The organism is Sphingobacterium sp. UBA7253 (genome assembly GCF_002472745.1).
GTDB classification, from domain to species: Bacteria; Bacteroidota; Bacteroidia; order Sphingobacteriales; family Sphingobacteriaceae; genus Sphingobacterium; species Sphingobacterium siyangense.
Window position 1 is genome coordinate 49,243 of the sequence record NZ_DKSP01000044.1, and the last position, 17,390, is coordinate 66,632.

Below are 17,390 nucleotides of genomic sequence, written 5' to 3' on the forward strand. Positions count from 1 at the left end.
CGGGTGTCCGCTGTCCACAACAATAAGTTGTCAAAATAAAAAGCCCTCCAATAATTAAGTAATAAAGTTTGGGGGGCTTTTTTTTAATCGATTTTTTTCAAAATCTCGTAAATAGATTCTTTTCCAAAAGGTTTCAGAATAAAACCGCTTATAAAAGGATAATTAGCCAGTTGCTCCTGATCGCTTTTGCTCGTAGAGGAGCTGACAATAAAAATCTTGGTTCGTTTGATGAAGTCTGTCCTATTTTCAAGTACATCCATTAACTCCCAACCAGTCATAAATGGCATATTGATATCCACAAAGAGTATGGGTGGCATCAGCGACTGGCAGATGTCATTGTTATCCAAAAAAATCCAATGCATCCAGTGCATTTTTGAAGGAATGAAAGTCAATCTCATAGTCGGTAAATCCCTGTAGCATATGGCCGAAAATAGTACGTAAAATGGCATTATCATCAATGAGAATGATCGTTCTTTTAGTTTCAGGAGTCATGGTCTTTTTGATTAATAATTGTTTTCATCGTGTCAATAAACCTCATCTTTGTCGTTGATTGACATCGCAGTTTTTCTTTTACTCTTTTACTTGTGAGATCACGCTGTCCAGGATCTTAGCAGTTATTTTCTACGAACAGGATTGAACGCTATTTTTTATAGTTGTATCAGCGGATCTTTATATGCTTTTTCTAAAAATTTGACATAAAAGGTACTACCCGAATCGATTTTACTTTGTACATCGATCTTTCCGCCCAATGATTCGATCTGATATCTTATGAGAAACAATCCGACACCTTTAGTCTCAAATCCACGGTGAAAAACCTTTTTGAACATAAACAGCTCAGATTTGTATTTTGGTAGGTTAATACCCAGCCCGTTGTCTTTAACCGTTAATAAGGTTCCTTCTTGTTCCAGATGCGTATGTATTTCGATCCTAGGGGCTCTATCTTTTGCCGTAAATCGGAGTGCATTACTCAGGAGATTGCTTAAGATACTTTCCAGGTAAATCTTAGGATAATAAATATCTTTTACATTGAATTCGATGGAAATAGTCGCATTTTTTTGCTGTATTTCTTCCAGAAATTGCTGTTGCACTTTTTTGAATACATCGAGAAAATTACATTGCTCGTAAATCAGTGAATTGTTTGATTTGATATCAAGTATACCCCCCAAATCATGTAATGTTTCAGTCAGGTTGTCACTGCTAATATCCAGAAGGTTCATAAAATCTGCTTTTATTTTTTCGTCATCCGTTACCTTGATTTCGTCAATAAGCATCTGTATATTACTGAGTGGGCCCTTTAGATCATGAGCGAGGATGTTAGCAAATTCTTCCAGTTGTCGTATTTTGGTTTCAAGATCTATTTTGACTAGATCCGATTCAATCTTTTGCCTCTTTAGAATTTCTATATTCTTTTTTGATTCGGAAATATCCTGCACCTGGACGATCAGAAATTGTGCGGTATTGGCATTATCAAAAACTGCCGCAACCGTTACAGAACACCATACAAAATGTCCTAATTTATGTAAATAGCGTTTTTGAAGCGTAAATGCTTCAATTTCGCCCCTGACAAGTTTTTCTCTAAGTTCAACATCTTTATCTATATCGTCTGGGTGTGTTCGATCAGTAAACTTGGTTGTCGACATTTCTTCATGAGAATAACCAAGAATTTTGGTTAACATGTTATTGGATTCTATGCAGTAACCTTCGAGGCTTGTCAAAGAGATTCCCAGACCAGATAAATAAAATGCTTGATTAAATTTGTGTTCATTGAATTTACTCTTTTCATTGGACTCGACTTGTTTTGTAATGTCGGAAATAACCAGGGCTACCCGGTTCAGCGCCATATGTATAGGTTTTATCTGTAAACGGTACCATTTGTCTTTGTGCTCTTTTAAATTGGATTGAAAATCCATCTTAAGTTCGCGGTCCAATTTTAATGAACTTTGTATTAATTGAAGAGCGGGCACTGCAAGATCAGGTGGGAAAAGCTCCGTGAGGCTCTTATTTAGAAATTCTTCTGGCGTATAGAACAATAGATCCGGATTGTTGGTCCAGTAGTTTTTAAATACTCCAGTATCGGTTACTTCGAATACAAGATCATTCAATGAGGCAACAAGCAATTGAAGTTGGTGTTGTTTATCTTCTAGGACACGATTTTTATTGACCAATTTCGATACATCAATAAATGAGATTGAAAGACCTTTTTTATTGTCTTCTATAGTAAGATGAACATTGAATTGATACCATCTAAACTCTTGATCCTTTTTTCTTCCTAGGATAATTTCATTTTGGTTTTGGTTTTTGGAAAGAGCACTAAAAAATGGCGTTTCTGTAGGCGATAGTTCCGAAAGATCATCTGCTGAGTAAAATGTAATTAAATCATGTAGTTTGTTGGTGGTTGCCGTACTTTCGAGGTCTAAAAGCTCTTGTGCGCGTTTGTTAAACAGTAGAATAGTGCCATCATCGGTGGTCGTGATTAATCCCTCCAACCTTGTATTTACAGTTTGGTCAGAAAGCACAGATAAAGAGTCCCGTTGCAGATGCATTATCTAACAATGTTTAGGGTTAATTTTCTCATTTATAAGCATAAGTGGCCTATCAGCCCCTATTTGCAAAATTGGTAACTTTTACCCCAAAATAATAAATAAATATTAAAATATGTAACTTTTTGTATAAATTACTAGCAAGCAGATTGTTATGTAGGCATAGTAATCTGCCTGCTGGTGTTTTACATGTTCTGTACCGAGGAACGTATGTTTAATTCTTCATTTTTTCGAGCCAAATCCAGTTAAACCAAAGTGGCTGTAGTTCTTTACTTTTAAAGGTTACGATATATTTTCCGGGCTTATCGAATTTAAATTTGCCGATGCGGTTTTCGACAAATTCTTCTGTGTAGTTGTTTTCATTGGGCTCGACCACCATTTTGTTTGTAGGAGCAAAACTTCCTTGCAACCGCTGATTGGCAGTACTGACTTCAAAAACACTGTTTTGTTTATTGGGATTATGTGCTGAAAAATCGAGTGAGTAGACGCCTGCTTCAGGGATGGTTACCTCCCAATCGATCTTCGTATCACCCGTCAGGATCGCATGCGTTGGATTTTTGCCGTTATAGCGTACAATTTTGAGTCCTTGGTTGAGGCTATTGGTTGATTTCAACGAAAAGCCACCAAAGGTTGATTCCGGGATTGTATTTTTGTCCAATTCTAGCGGGCTGTTAAAAGTCAATTTAACTTCTGAAACATAATGATCAGGTTGCGCGTCAGGTAATTGGATATGGATTAGACTGAGACTTTGATCAAATTTTAGCGCCGTAGATACACTTCCGTTCATCAGTGAAACCTGTTCTGGGGTCGATTTGATTCCTGTAATCCGAAGTGTATGATCTAAGGGCCAATTAAAGACGTGCGCATATACGACTGTTTTTTGCCCTTCTTTTTTGGTCGTGAGGTAACCCCAATCGAAATGGTTGTTTTTTAGATCAAGGCCGGTGCTGCCATAGATGCCCTCTCCATAACTGTTTAGCCAATCTCCGACTTCGTGCAGACGACTGACACTTTCGTAGGGAACTGTTCCATTGGCACGTGGCCCGATATTTAAGGTGAAGCCCCCGTTGAGACTTACATTGGAGATCAACGATTGGAAAATTTGACTGGTTGATTTCCATTCATTCTCCTGACCGTTGTAACCCCATGAATGGGCAATCGTCCCAGGGGTTTCCCATGGATGGTTAATGTAATTGCTGCCAAATTGGTTATCTCCTAATGTCTCAAAATCCACGTTCTCCGCATCTGTAGGAAGACCTAGACGTGAATTAATCAAGCAATTAGGCTGTAGTTCACGGATCAGTTTGACAACTTGCAGTAATTCTTCTTTTTTTATGATCGACTTTTGATAAGGGATCCACATGTCGAACCATATCAATGCAATGTCGCCATAGTTGGTCATCAGTTCGCGAAGTTGAGGGATAACTTTCTCCTGCCAATATTGATTGTATTGGGCATCGGTAACATGTCCCGACAGCTCCTGTTGATGATTCCAGCCGTATGGATGTTCCCAGTCAATCCAATGGGAATAGTAAAAACCTAATTTCATGCCGTGCTTTCTACAAGCCTCTGCGATATCTTTGATGACATCCCGATTGGAACCACTCAATTTTGGGAGGCTATAATCACCAACTTTTGTGTCCCAAAGGGCAACACCATCATGATGTTTGGCGGTGATGATGATATATTTCATCCCAGCCTCTTTTGCTAGAAGAACCCATTGCTCAGGATCTATTTTACTCCAGTCGAAACGTTTTGCCAAAGTACCGTACTCTTCTTTGGAAACGCGGTTGCGATATCTTAACCACTCGGCATAGTTATTCATATAACGTAAAGGTTCACCCTTCCACATGCCTTCAGCCGCACTGTATAGTCCCCAATGAATGAACATGCCAAAGCGGGCATCTTTAAACCAAGAGGCTTTTTCAGAAGTTTGTGCAAATAGTTGGGTCGAAATACTGAATAGCAATAATGACAAAATCAGTAGTCGCTTGATTGATGGTATCATAAAGGTTGTTCTGTTTTTTTGACTTACAAGATAGGCAAAAAATCGAACATCAATCCTTAAATTGGATTTTGGAGTGGTTGTAAACTATGGAATGTAGTCGGTGAAAAAGTGAAAACCCCTCGTATTTAAACTAAGGGGTTTCATGTTGTATGAAAACTTTAAAGCGATTATTTCAAGTTATAGGCTTGGATAATCTTTTTAAAAACGGCTGTATTGTTGTAAATGCCAATAAAATTTTGCGCACCTGGTCCGTAAGCAAAGACAGGTACCATAATATTGGTATGGTCATCGCTACTGAAATTGCCTCTAACAGTTCCCTTTTTATAATTGGCATCCAATAGGGAAAGTCCACCAGTTTCGTGATCTGCAGTGACAATGACTAGTGTTTCACCATCTTGGTCCGCAAATTTTAGGGCTTCCCCGACAAGCCGATCAAAGTCATGTTGCTCGGTAACAACATAGGGAAGATCGTTGGCATGGGCTCCATAGTCGATTTGTGCACCCTCGGCCATGATAAAGAAGCCATTTTTATTTTTAGACAAAAGCTGAATCGTTTTTGAGAGGGAATTTTTTAACATTTCTCCTCGTCCATCGAGGATTCTTCTTGTCGCAGAATCAGCTAGGAGCACCAACTGTTTGCCCGATGTCGCTTTTTCAAAGTCGTCTAAATTTTGCTGAAGCTGATACCCTTTTTCGGTCAGTTGCTTTATCAGCGTGTTATCCTTGTTGTTGAGGAAGCTTTCGCGACGGGATCCAACTAAGATATCCACATGGCTATTTTTGAAATCTGCCGCAATTTCCTGTGACATTGTTCGATCGATCTGATGTGCGTAAAATGCAGCCGGAGTGGCATCTGTAATATCTCCCGCACTGATGATACCACTTTTGATCCCGTGTTGAGCAAGTGTGTCGGGAATAGCGCTCAACAATTTACCGTCAGCATCCATGCCAATGTAACGGTTATTGGTTTTATGTCCAGTAGCCAAAGCTGTCCCGCCCGCAGCGGAGTCGGTAAAATCCGAATTGGATGCTTCGGTGCGCGAAAGACCAATATGTTTCATATTGATGATATTGGACTGACCAAAATTGGCACTTAAACCCGCTTGTATTTGAGCCAAGCCCATTCCATCACCAATAAGTAAAATAACGTTCTTAACCTTGCTCGTTGCACCATCATTTTTATAGGTTGGCTGATAGGGAACGTAGGCCTTTGGATTTGCGTATTCGACTTTAGCGTTGTTTAAATAGAAATTCTTAAGCGCAGTAGGATGGTCTGTATTGATCCAGTCTGCCCCCATGTGACCAAGCTCTTTCCAACTATTGGGGCTGTCTTTGGTTGCCCAGAAACGAAAGGGTTTCCCCAATTTATGCGCTTTGTCTATCACAGATTTCATCTTTTCTAGGTCGGGTGGAGTAGGTGTCCCTTTGCCATTCCAGACAGAATACTGCTTAATATCCTGACTGATCATCCCAATATGTTTGAGCTGTGCCGGCGTATAATCTTTTTCCGGCCGGCCATCAAAATAAATCATCGATGGATAATTGTCGAACTTTTCGGGCGGCGGGATTTCACCGCTGACGACAATTTTAATGGCGGAAGGATTTTTCTGCTGGTCGAATATAGATTCGTTGCCCTTCAGATCGGCCAACAATTTAGACAATACCTGTTCGTAATTTTCCTTGATATCAATCACGAGCTGTAAGGTCTGCTCAGGTTTGGCATAAGGTTTATTGCCGTTCTCCTTAAAGAAAGCAATTAAAGGGTCGATGTAAAGTTTTTTTAACGTCTTCCCTGGTTTGATTTCGCTGCTTTCATGGGCGACGTAAAGCTCTCCATTGCGATAGAAGACGTCCGCTTCGATAGAGCCCATTCCAGCATAGTAAGCCTCCAACAGCGGGATTTGCTGTTTGTAATCATTGTGGCTGTGACCTGCATTGGCAGTCAGTTTCTGTTGTGCAGAAACTGACTGAATGCTTAGGCCGGCAAAGAGCAGCCACATTAATTTATTGTTTTTTACCATCCTGCATTCTGTTTAATGACGCCGGAACTGTTGTCGATCTCGCGTTGTGGAACTGCCCAAACATCATGTACTTGCGGATTGAAATTTCTAGCCGGCCAAATTACAGCACCATCGAAATCGTGTAAAGGTTTGGCATATGTAGCTTGCGCATCACCCCATCTGACCAAATCACGGTGACGGTCTGCCCATTCACCAGCAAGCTCATTGCGGCGCTCGCGTTTTAGGTCTACAAGGGTCATTCCGCTTTTTGTTACCAAACCAGCTCGCTTTCTAATCTTATTTAATTCAGTATCACCGGCTCCAGCCCCATTTAAATTAATGGCAGCCTCAGCTTTAGTCAATAATACTTCGGCATAACGCATCAATGGTACATTGAGGTCTGTTGTTCCATTATCGCCATTTGGATTGACATGTGTTGGAATAGGGTCTTTATAAGAAAACGGCTCCATGTATTTCTTGAATTGGTAACTCGATGTAGCGCCACCATCTTTTGTAAATGCACGTTCTGCGCCAAAAAACTGGAATTTGTCCCCAGGTTTCAATATCGTCGCTTCACGGCGTAGATCTCCAGATTCAAAAGAATCATACAGTTCTTTTGTCGGTAGATAATAGCCCCAGCCATTGTAGATTCCCCAGGCCTTGTTGGTGAGCATAACTCCTGGAAGCTTACTTCCCCATCCAGTACCACCGCCATTTGGCGTACAGACCACTGACCAGATATATTCTTTGGACCAGTTGTTGGCAGCTTTAAACACATCGACAAAATTAGGCAGTAAATCATGTTTGCCCGAATTGATCACCATATCTGCATATTTGGCGGCATTTGTATAGTCCTTTTTGTAGAGATATACTTTTGATAAATAGGCCCATGCCGCAGTTTTGTGCGCTTTACCGTAATCTGAGGTATTCATGTCTGAGAAATATGGAAGGTTCTCTGCAGCTTTTAGAAATAAAGAGGCAATGTAATCATAGTTCTCGTTGACATTGTTAGCACGGGGTACGGGTACGGTTGCGTCAGTTTCAGGTTTAACTATCGGAATTCCAGCTTTGTCATTACCATAGTTTGCCGCCAATTGAAAATAAACCAGACCTGCATTGAAATAGGCATCGCCAATGATCTGTTTTTTTCGAGCTTCATCCATGCTTATATTGGGAACATTGATAATAATATCGTTGGCCCTCTTTATAATCGCATAACGCATGCTCCATTGAGATTCTGTATAACCACCACCGATGTAATTGCGGTTGAAGTTTTTAATATTGTCGGCTTCGGGCTTGTTACGTCCTGTCACCATGTCGTCACTGGCATTAATAAACCAAAACATCCCGCGACCGTAATAATCCTCTTCATTGTACTTTTCGTACATCCCGGCTTCTGCTTTGATCGCATCTTGTTCCGTTTTCCAGAAATTCTGTGCGGAGGGAGAACCCTCTGGTGTTATATCTAACTGTTTATTGCACGATGCAAAAAGTGCTACTGCTGCTATTGCAAGGTATTTTATATTCGTTTTCATCGTTTTATTTTTTTTATGGCTGATGAGTATAAATCATCGGCTTTTTTTAGATTAAAAATTGACATTTAAACCAACAATAAAGCTTCGGGCTTGTGGGTAACGTCCCACGTCGAGACCATTGTTATCCATTCCAATTTCTGGGTCAAAACCTGTATATTTCGTAATGGTAAATAGGTTGTTGGCCGTTGCATAAACACGTACGTTGCCCATCTTAAATTTGTTTGCAATTGATTTTGGTAAGGTATAGCCTAATGTAACGTTACGAATGCGGAGGTAGGAACCATTTTCGATGTAAAAATCAGACGCATTGAAATTGCCATTTGCATCTGAAGTGGAGATGATCGGCACTTTACCGTTTGGATTTTCTGGAGACCAGGCGTCCAAAATGCCCGTTAACTTATTGTAAGAAGGTCCACTCGCACTATACGTTGTTCTTTTGATAGCGTTGAAAAGCTTGTTGCCTTGAACGCCCTGAGCAAAAATATTAAAATCAAAATCCTTATAATTCGCATTAAAGCTCAATCCATAGGAGAAATCTGGATATGCACTGCCCGCAAAATAACGATCTTCAGGTCCGATTGAACCATTGCCATCGATATCTACAAATTTGAAATCTCCCGCTTTTGCATTAGGCTGAATTTTTTGTCCATTGGCATTTTTGTAATTATCAGCTTCGGCCTGGCTCTGAAAGATACCATCTGTTTTTAGTACATAGTAGCTGTAGAGCGGTTGACCGACGGTAATAGAGAGTGGGGCTAACTCATTTCTGAAATTAGTACCCACAGCAATGGTGTTCAAGCCCGGTGCTAATTCTTCAACCTTGTTATTTAATTTGGTTAAGGTTGCGTTGATGGAATAAGTAAAGTCGGAATTTTTTGAACTACTGTACGTTAATCCCAGCTCAATTCCTCTGTCTTTGACTAAACCCGCGTTGATCGTTTGACTATTTAAACCTGCTGTACCTGGCAGTGATCTGGTCAGGATCATTTTATTTGTTTCCTTAATAAAGTAATCGGCGACTAAGTTAAAATGGTTGAAAATTCCCAAATCTACACCTATATTGGTCTGCTTACTTTCTGCCCAAGTGAGGTTCTTGTTGGCCAAAATCGTTTGTACGTATCCTTTTTGTAAGGTCGGTGTTTGGCCGAAATAACTTTGTGTCGATGCTAGTAGCGGGTTAACAGCTGCAGCTGACAAACTACCGAGATTACCTAAAATACCATAGCTACCGCGTAATTTTAATTGATCTAACCAGGTTGCTGATTTTAAAAACTCTTCTTTACTGATTACCCATCCTGCTGAAGCAGAAGCGTAGTTTTTAAATCTATTTTCTTTTGTCAACATGGATGAACCATCTCGTCTACCAATCAACGATAGTAAATACTTGTCGTTATAACTGTAGTTTGCTCTTAAGAATAGCGATGATATTGCTGTTGAAGCATAGCCACTTTCCGAAGGTTGAATGGTATTCGCATTTGTTAAATAACGGTATTGTTTGGACTCATCGTCAAAACCTGCTCCGGAAGTATATAGATAGGTATTCTTTGTTTTTTGAAAAGTATAACCACCAGTTAGGTCAAGTTGATGCTTGTCGAAAGAAGTTTTGTAATTTAAAACTTGTTCTGCAAGGATATCATTTGCATCATCAGCTCGTTCAACTAGACTATTGCTCAAAACCGGTTTACCTATTTCAGGACGTCTTGGTGTAAAGCTTTTAAATCGAGCATTCGATTTAGTAATACTTAAATTAGATCTGAATGTTAAGCTTTTTGCCAATTGGATGCTAGCATAAGGATTGACAACAAGGACATTGACCGGATTGTTGATGTCGATGCGCATCAGTTCCGCAACAGGATTAATGATATCACCGTAATCGCCAGGGAATGGACCCGGTAGACCAGCAAAGCTTCCATCTGCATTGTAAGGGGTTCCATTAGTTGGATAATAAATGGCAGAAAGTAGGGCTCCTGTATAGTCACTGCTGGTATTGGCGCCATTTCCATTGGTACTGCTATAGGATAAGTTTTCACCAACTTTCAACCAAGGGGTAAGTTGATGTTCTGAATTTATACGGAAATTATAGCGTTTGGTTTTGGTATTCAATACAATACCCTCGGCGTTGCGGTAATTAAAACTCAGGTAAAAGTTAGACTTTTCGCTACCACCATTAATTGCAGCATTGTAATCCTGTAGTGTCGCGTTTCTAAAAACTTCATCCATCCAGTTTGTTTTGGTGACTAAACCTTCTGGGTATTTGGTCGGATCAAAAGCAGGTAGGATAGTTGTTCCACCATTTTGAGCGGCTGTAGCAGCTACTTGTGCACGTTGTTCGGCGTTTAAAGGCTGTAATTTTCGCCATGCACTTTGTTGACCTAACTTGGCATCAACGCTAATTTGCATCTGTCCTTTTTTTCCTTTTTTAGTGGTGATCAATACCACACCACCGGAAGCTCTCGCTCCATAGATCGCTGCCGATGCGTCTTTAAGGACCGAAATGGATTCGATATCGTTTGGATTGAGCTGTGGGGTGCCTAGGAAAATTGAACCGTCAATAACGTAGAGTACACTTTCGCCATTGATACCACCGGCGCCTCTGATATTGATACGTGGCGTTGCAGTTGGGTCACCACCTTCATTCGTAACAATAACACCTGGTGATTTACCGGCCAATACTTCGCCAACACTGTTGACAGATCTAGACGATAATTTGTCAAGTGATACCAAGCTGACAGCACCTGTTAATGTTTCTTTTTTCTGGGTTCCATATCCCACTACAACAACTTCTGATAAGGTCGAACGCTCTTCGCTTAGCGTTACATTTATAACTTCATTTTCACCAACAGAAACATCTTTAGAATGGAATCCGACCATCGAAAAGGAAAGTACGGCTTGCGGTCCTGCTTCGATACGGAATGCACCTTTTATATCTGTTGTGGTCCCAACCTGCGTACCTACTACTTTTACAGAAACACCCGCAATTGCAGCCCCTGTTGTATCTCTTACAAAACCGGTAACGATTCGGTCTGCCTTGATGTTTGCTTGTGTGTTCAGGATTACATAGTCCTCTTTTTCCACTGCATTGATTCCAAGCTTATTCAAGAGGGAGCGAACGGGTTCAGTTTTAAAGCTGCCGCTTAAGATTGTGTTCCGTTCTTGCAATAGATCGGGATTGTAAACAAAATGAAGGCCCGAAAGACTTTCGATTTTGTGGAGAATCACATCGAGTTTTTCGCCCTTGCTTATTTTGATGTTTACGCTGCTTTTGTCCAAACGTTGGGCCATGCTTGGGGAGGCCATCAATGAACTGCAGAATACTGAAGTAATCGAAAATGCGATGCAGGGATACTTCATGATCCGGTAAAAAGAGAATTCTCTCTTGAATGCAGGTGTTTTCATTTTTTTGTAATAATTAGGTAATGAATTACGCATGGTGACTAAGATGTTTTAGGTAAATTTTTAGACATTATTTGTGGATTTTAAATACTTTATCCTTTTCAATCGTACTGTACTTAAGGTGATGTAGGCTGCAGATAATATCCAGTATTTCTGCTGGATTTTGTGTGCTATTGAATGTGGCTGTTGTTTTTAGAGACCTAAGCGATGTATCCTTTAAGATAATTTCAATGTTGTAGATATATTCCAGTTTTTTTGCGACCTCTTGGAGGTTTGTTCCATCAAACGCTATGGCGACAGCGGTATTTTTTTCTACTACGCTACGCGAAGATTGTGCGGTTTCTTTGCTGTAACGTAAACTCTGGTTTTTGGTTAATATACCCAAGATTTTATCTTGTTGCTGTACCGCAACCTTACCGGTAGCAACAGTGACTTCGACTTGGTCGGAAGCCTGATAGGCTTTTATCCGAAAGGAGGTACCCAATACTTTAACCGCTAGCTTGGATGCAAGCTGTACCTGAAATGGGTGTTGCTCGTCGTGGGCAATATCAAAGAAAGCTTCCCCTTCAGTAAGTGCTATTTCACGGATATTTCCCCTGAATTTACTTGGATAGCTGATTTTTGAAGATGGTTCCATGATAATTTCCGAACCATCTGCCAATACAATCTTTTTATGTTCACCTGCAAGGGTTGTCGTGACGATCTGCGCAGATGGTGCGATAGGTTGATTATTTACTTTCCAATAAAGAAGTCCTATAGAAGCAATCATTAAAATAGCGGCCGCTATTTTGAATACAGGTGAATACAGCAGGGAAGGTCGTTTATTTTCCTTTTCTGAAATACCGGACTGGATATTGGCCAATAATTGTTCGCGCAGTGCTGCCTTGCGTTCCTGCGGAATTTTTTTTGATGCGTTATCCAGTTGGGCGTACCAATCTTCGACTTGTTTAATCTCGGCGGCGCTGGCCTCTCCATTTAAATATTTTTGCAGTAGCTGCTTTGCTTTTTCTTCCATCATTTGAATACATGTCACTTCAAATGGGAATTGGTACTAGTCGAAAATATTAGGAGTATATTAATTTATTGTTAACACTCAAAAAAATGTAGGAACTGCCTAAGAGAGGCTTTTTTTGAGCAGTTTCATGGCCGAGGTAATTTGATTCTTGACGGTTTGTACCGATACATTCAGCTCGCTCGCAATTTCCTTGATTGATTTTTCTTGCTTGCGGCTCATTGTGACGACCAGTCGCATACGTTCGGGAAGCTGCATCAACGCTTCTTCAACTTTTTGCTGCGCATCTTTTAGGATCAGCAGGTCGTCCGCTGAATCCGCATATTGTTGGTTCATTAAAGTCGCTAGTTCGGCTTTGTGTCCATCTTTAACTGTCGTATTCCGAAAATGGTTGATTACTTTGAATTTTACAGCCCCATGTAGATAGGCTGCAAGGCCACCAGATATGATGACCTGTTCACGGTTTTCCCACAGCGAAATGAAGATTTCCTGGGTAATGTCCTGAGCCACATTTTCGTCACCTATTTTCTTAAAAGCTGCATCAAATATGGCTTCCCAATACAGATTAAAAATCTGTTCCATGGCAAAGTGGTCACCTCGCTTTAATGATGCTATCAATAATTCGCTCACAAGATCAGTTTTAATTGGACAAAGCTAATAACTCAGTATTCCTTTAAAGTTAATAAATCTTAAAGAGTATATTTTGTCTGTTATAAATTAATCTTGGCAATTTGAGCTGAAATTGAGCGGTATATTTTTATTCTTTATACTCCTCGCCCGTAGCAATGTCTATAAAATAGTTCTCATTCTGATTGTGCTCATTTTTATGTTGTACCCAACCGTTGGGATTGATGGTCATGTAGCTTTTGTTGCCGATTCGTTGTTTTGTCTTATTGTTGTATAAAGTATAGCGACCATCTTTATGCTCCTGTAATGCGAAGATTTGTCGTTTACCATCTAAGGTTTCAATATGTTCGAAATCGGGGTTTATATCCCAAGTCTTTGCACTTGAATTCCATAGGCCTTTTGTAGGTTCCAGATCACCTCGTTTTACATCAATTAAATAAAGATCTTCTGATGAATCGATGTATTTTATTTTTCCGGTCTTCCAATTCTTTTCCATGGCATTCGAGGTGAGTAACATGTGTTTGTCTGGCCACACCAAATTACCCACCTGATCCAGGATATAGAAATTCGGGGCTTTGATGGTGTCCAATAAGTTGCCATCTTTATCTATATATAGCCAATCATAAGCCCAGATCGCATGATCGTAGTTAAATCTGCCCAGAATAAAATAGGGCGAATTAGTCACCGAATAAACTAAGGATATTTCTTTTAGAAAGGCAATCTGTGTCGCATTGGCTTGTCTAATTTGTTTTGGAAAAGCTTTGTCGTATTGTGGAAAGGCATATATAGTCCCTGTATTATTGTCCTTTAGTAGTTTGGGGATTGTTGGGCTGTAGCGCTCCTGATTGATGGAATCGAGCTGTATGACCTCATTTTTCCAAAGAAGGTCTATTTTGTCAATGCCTGTCAAAGCGGATAAAACCTTTTTTTTGCTTTGAATATCAAGGATGGCAAAACTGTTTGCTGATGCTGGAATATAACGACCGTTTTCCAAGGGCATTTCAATGTGTTCTTCTATTTTCTTAAGTTTTTGATCTTTTAGCAGATACAGGTTTCCATTGAGGATCAGGTGCTTGTCGTCTAAGGGGTAAGTTGCAAGGTTATACTCGTTCTCATCGTAAGGAATATCTTTTTTCAACAGGACCTGATTGCTTTCCAATACCCGTATTTCGAGCTTAACATAAGTAGCTGTTTTCTTGATATAACTGCTTAGGATATTCCAGTTCCATTTCCAGAAGGGCAATTTCTTTTCATATTCCTGACGTTTCATTACGAGAGTCAGCTGTTTGAGGTCTAAGAGCTGTAAATCTGCGTCGGAATAATGTTCGATAAATTCACCTTTGCTGTTAATGATCCCTGTTTGATCCTTTTCATTGGCTACCAGTGCATATCCTGTGGACGTGAACGGCTGAGCCCAATGGAACTCTTGGGATAGCTTCTTATGGAATGCACTGTCGACATAGACAAACTGCTTGTTTTTGGTTTGATAGGGAATCCATTTAACCCGGTCATTTTTTGTGATTATGGCGGATTCCTGTGCACATGCTGTGATACATAGCATAGCTGTTATACTTAGTAATACTGATTTGATCATCCTTTTTTTCTATAAATTGAACCTGTTTGTTTGCAACTCGCATGTTATTGCAATTGCTCTCGTTGATCGAGGCCGAATGCGAATCGTACACGCTCTGAAACGCGTTGGTTTCGAAGCTAAAGTAGTGGAAAACAAGCTTTGGAAAAATAGCCGATTTCAGTGATTATCTTGACGGCAATCAGGAGAGATTTAGTGTAATGAAAGTGAAATGGAATACCGTATATTGTAAGTTATAGCCTGTTGGAATATAATATTAACCGTTGATTGGACAGATGATATCGGGAAGGAGCAGCGCTAATTTTGGGGTTGAGCCGATTAAATTGGTTAATCGGCTCAAATTTCGCTTATTGTTGAGCCGATTAGTGTGATCACTTTTTAGTAACCGGAACCAAAATAACCTCCCCTTTGTTGGTTTGGTACCAGTATTTGTTGCCCCGGTCATCTTCGAAATCATGGTTTACTCGCGACTTGTCAACCTTTCTGAAGCTTTTTACATCAGGGCCATTGAATATTTTATTTCCAATGAAAATGTGGTTCGCGTCTTTTGCTACAGCGAACTTGAGAACCTCGAAGGTTTTCGGATCTGCTTCGGCAAATAATTGTTGCTCGTAATAGACATGATTTTTGTCGCGCGACCAAAGGACTTTTCCATTTGCCCCTTCCAATAGCTCGAAACTTTCGGCATCGACCGCTGCATATTCAAATTGCTTACCCGAGATAATCACCAATTGGTCAATGATTACTGTCTTATCATTAAGGAATTTTATGTTGTTTGATGAAGGAAGTTCGATCTCCAGTATACCGATGTTTTGATAAGGCTCGTAGTAGAGCAGTATTCGGTCATTCAGTAGTAGATAGGCTATATTGAGAGCCTTAACGTTCTCTGTTTTATAGTGGAGCGGAAGAATCGCTTTGTCTGTTACTACGAAAAGCTGATTTTTATCTTTTACAAAATTACTGTTAACTACGTTGAATGAAGCATAGTCGACGTTCAGCGGTTGATACCTATAAAAGTAATGTGCTTTATCTTTAGCTAGTGCTGGAAGTTGATGATATAATGTTGTATAAGTTGCAGGATCTGCTCTTTCGATAATGGTGAGCTGATTTTGGCTACACGTTGAAGTAGGCGAAGCAAAACCTTCAAACTTGAATACATGCTCCTGATCGATTGGAATGTTGTTTTTCAGTTGAAATGTCTTTACATCGACCAGCTCTTGCGGGCATCCCATAAAATAGACGTGATCTTTATCGCGGGCATAGACCTCTTTGATCACAGCAAAACTTGCCAGATCGGCAACCATCTTTCTCGAACCTCGTTCAAAGCCGTTTCCGCCCGGTATAAAATAAATCGCACCGCTCTTTTTGTAGTAATCTTCAGACAAAGGACTCACTTGCTCTTTGCAGGAAAAGAGCAGGCCTATCAAAGCACTTATTATTCCCATTTTTAAGATATTTTTCATACTCGCCAACGTTATACTTTATCGCAATTATTGCTTATTCATTGATGTAACGCACCGCAAAATCGATCCAGTCTGTAATAGATTCATCCAGATAGATATCGGGCTGTATACCTATATTGTCAATCGGATATTGCGGTAAACGGGTAGATCGGTAGGTTGGCAAAAGGAGCTGGTAGTTGTCGCAACCAAATTTGAACTCACGTATAGAGCCATAGTCAAGGGCGCCCATACTCGGGGTTCCCATGATTTTTACTTTTTTGCTCTGGCGGGAACTGAATAAAAAATTCTCCGCTGAACTGGCTACATTTCTATTGGCTAGGATAATGACCTGTTGCGGACTTTTTTTATTAAGGACAATCGTATCTATGATCACCTTCTCGTCACCATACAGTACAAATTTTCCGATATTCTCCCTGTATTCCCGCAGATCTTCGTCAATTCTTTTTACTTCATTCAGAGAATCCTGCTTGATATTCTTGATGGCATAATCACGCAACCCATTGACTAAGGTCTGTGTCGCAAAAAACTCAACACTCATAATCCGGATCGGGTTAGTTAAGATATAGGGCAATAGGGGCTGGTATACATCGTCCGTTCCACCACCATTGTTTCGTACATCTATAATAAGTCCTTTACTGCTTTCGATCTTTTCTTTGTTTTTTTCGATCAGCTCTTTGAAAGGGGCTATGTTTTCGTACCCGAAGCTTGAGATCTTAATATAAAATATATCGGGACTGATCGATTTTGAACTTATTTCCTCTTCTGGTTCTGCCTTTGGGGTTTCGGTACTTGTCTGTGGAGCATTTTTCTTTTTGGAAAGATCATCTAAGACAATGTGTTCATCCTGGAAGAAGTCAAGATATTCCTGCAAAAGTCGCATACAGCTCCCATTTGAAACCAGTAAGCTTTTCTTCGTCAATATATTTTTTTTAGCTTGATACAGGTCCTTATTCTGCTTGGTTTTTTCTGGAAAACCAGGGTACTCGCTCTCTATTTTTACAATTAATTGCTTAAGTGCCTGTGAGCAGTTGCAGGTGGTTTGACCATATATTGGTCGAACAAAGAAAACAAGACAAAAGATGAGGAATAATTTGGTATTGGTCATGGATATCGTTGTTAAAATTAATGCAATTAAAGAAATAGCGTATTTTCTGATAGCTTAATAATTGAATAGCCTAAAAATAGTAGATATATATAATTGATTCGTGAGTTGTTTACAAT

At 40.0% G+C, this 17,390-nt stretch carries 12 protein-coding genes; all 12 read right to left on the bottom strand.

Features of this window, described 5'->3' with window-relative positions; translation table 11 throughout:
• Window positions 1-83: 83 nt before the first annotated feature.
• Entirely contained in the window at window positions 84-362 is a 279-nt protein-coding gene (locus B2X72_RS04195; protein ID WP_286848367.1) for a response regulator, read from the bottom strand.
• Window positions 340-492: a hypothetical protein gene (locus B2X72_RS04200; protein ID WP_286848368.1), complete on the bottom strand. Its 153-nt coding sequence runs from the start codon at window positions 490-492 to the stop codon at window positions 340-342. Before B2X72_RS04200 ends, B2X72_RS04195 begins: the two co-directional genes overlap by 23 nt.
• Before the next feature lie 155 nt (window positions 493-647).
• The gene (locus tag B2X72_RS04205; RefSeq protein WP_286848370.1) at window positions 648-2,543 is read right to left on the bottom strand and encodes a PAS domain-containing sensor histidine kinase; all 1,896 of its coding nucleotides are present in this window, start codon (window positions 2,541-2,543) and stop codon (window positions 648-650) included.
• A 211-nt stretch (window positions 2,544-2,754) separates the two neighbouring features.
• Complete coding sequence (locus B2X72_RS04210; protein ID WP_286848372.1) at window positions 2,755-4,548, bottom strand: alpha-L-fucosidase; 1,794 nt, start codon at window positions 4,546-4,548, stop codon at window positions 2,755-2,757.
• A gap of 167 nt (window positions 4,549-4,715) precedes the next feature.
• Window positions 4,716-6,569 carry an alkaline phosphatase gene (locus tag B2X72_RS04215; protein ID WP_145328908.1) on the bottom strand — a complete coding sequence of 618 codons (1,854 nt, stop codon included), beginning with the start codon at window positions 6,567-6,569 and terminating at the stop codon, window positions 4,716-4,718.
• Window positions 6,563-8,083: a RagB/SusD family nutrient uptake outer membrane protein gene (locus tag B2X72_RS04220; protein WP_286848373.1), complete on the bottom strand. Its 1,521-nt coding sequence runs from the start codon at window positions 8,081-8,083 to the stop codon at window positions 6,563-6,565. Before B2X72_RS04220 ends, B2X72_RS04215 begins: the two co-directional genes overlap by 7 nt.
• A 51-nt stretch (window positions 8,084-8,134) precedes the next feature.
• Window positions 8,135-11,479, bottom strand: coding sequence for a SusC/RagA family TonB-linked outer membrane protein (locus tag B2X72_RS04225; RefSeq protein WP_286848374.1), 3,345 nt, complete (start codon window positions 11,477-11,479; stop codon window positions 8,135-8,137).
• A 67-nt stretch (window positions 11,480-11,546) separates the two neighbouring features.
• The gene (locus tag B2X72_RS04230) at window positions 11,547-12,494 is read right to left on the bottom strand and encodes a FecR family protein (RefSeq protein WP_088160186.1); all 948 of its coding nucleotides are present in this window, start codon (window positions 12,492-12,494) and stop codon (window positions 11,547-11,549) included.
• 96 nt (window positions 12,495-12,590) lie between these two features.
• Window positions 12,591-13,118, bottom strand: coding sequence for an RNA polymerase sigma-70 factor (locus tag B2X72_RS04235; protein ID WP_075991001.1), 528 nt, complete (start codon window positions 13,116-13,118; stop codon window positions 12,591-12,593).
• A gap of 127 nt (window positions 13,119-13,245) precedes the next feature.
• Window positions 13,246-14,709, bottom strand: a complete 1,464-nt coding sequence (locus B2X72_RS04240; protein WP_088160187.1) for a hypothetical protein — start codon at window positions 14,707-14,709, stop codon at window positions 13,246-13,248.
• A gap of 368 nt (window positions 14,710-15,077) precedes the next feature.
• Window positions 15,078-16,169, bottom strand: a complete 1,092-nt coding sequence (locus B2X72_RS04245) for a DKNYY domain-containing protein (RefSeq protein ID WP_088160188.1) — start codon at window positions 16,167-16,169, stop codon at window positions 15,078-15,080.
• Window positions 16,170-16,203: 34 nt separating this feature from the next.
• Complete coding sequence (locus B2X72_RS04250; protein ID WP_088160189.1) at window positions 16,204-17,274, bottom strand: S41 family peptidase; 1,071 nt, start codon at window positions 17,272-17,274, stop codon at window positions 16,204-16,206.
• Window positions 17,275-17,390: the final 116 nt, after the last annotated feature.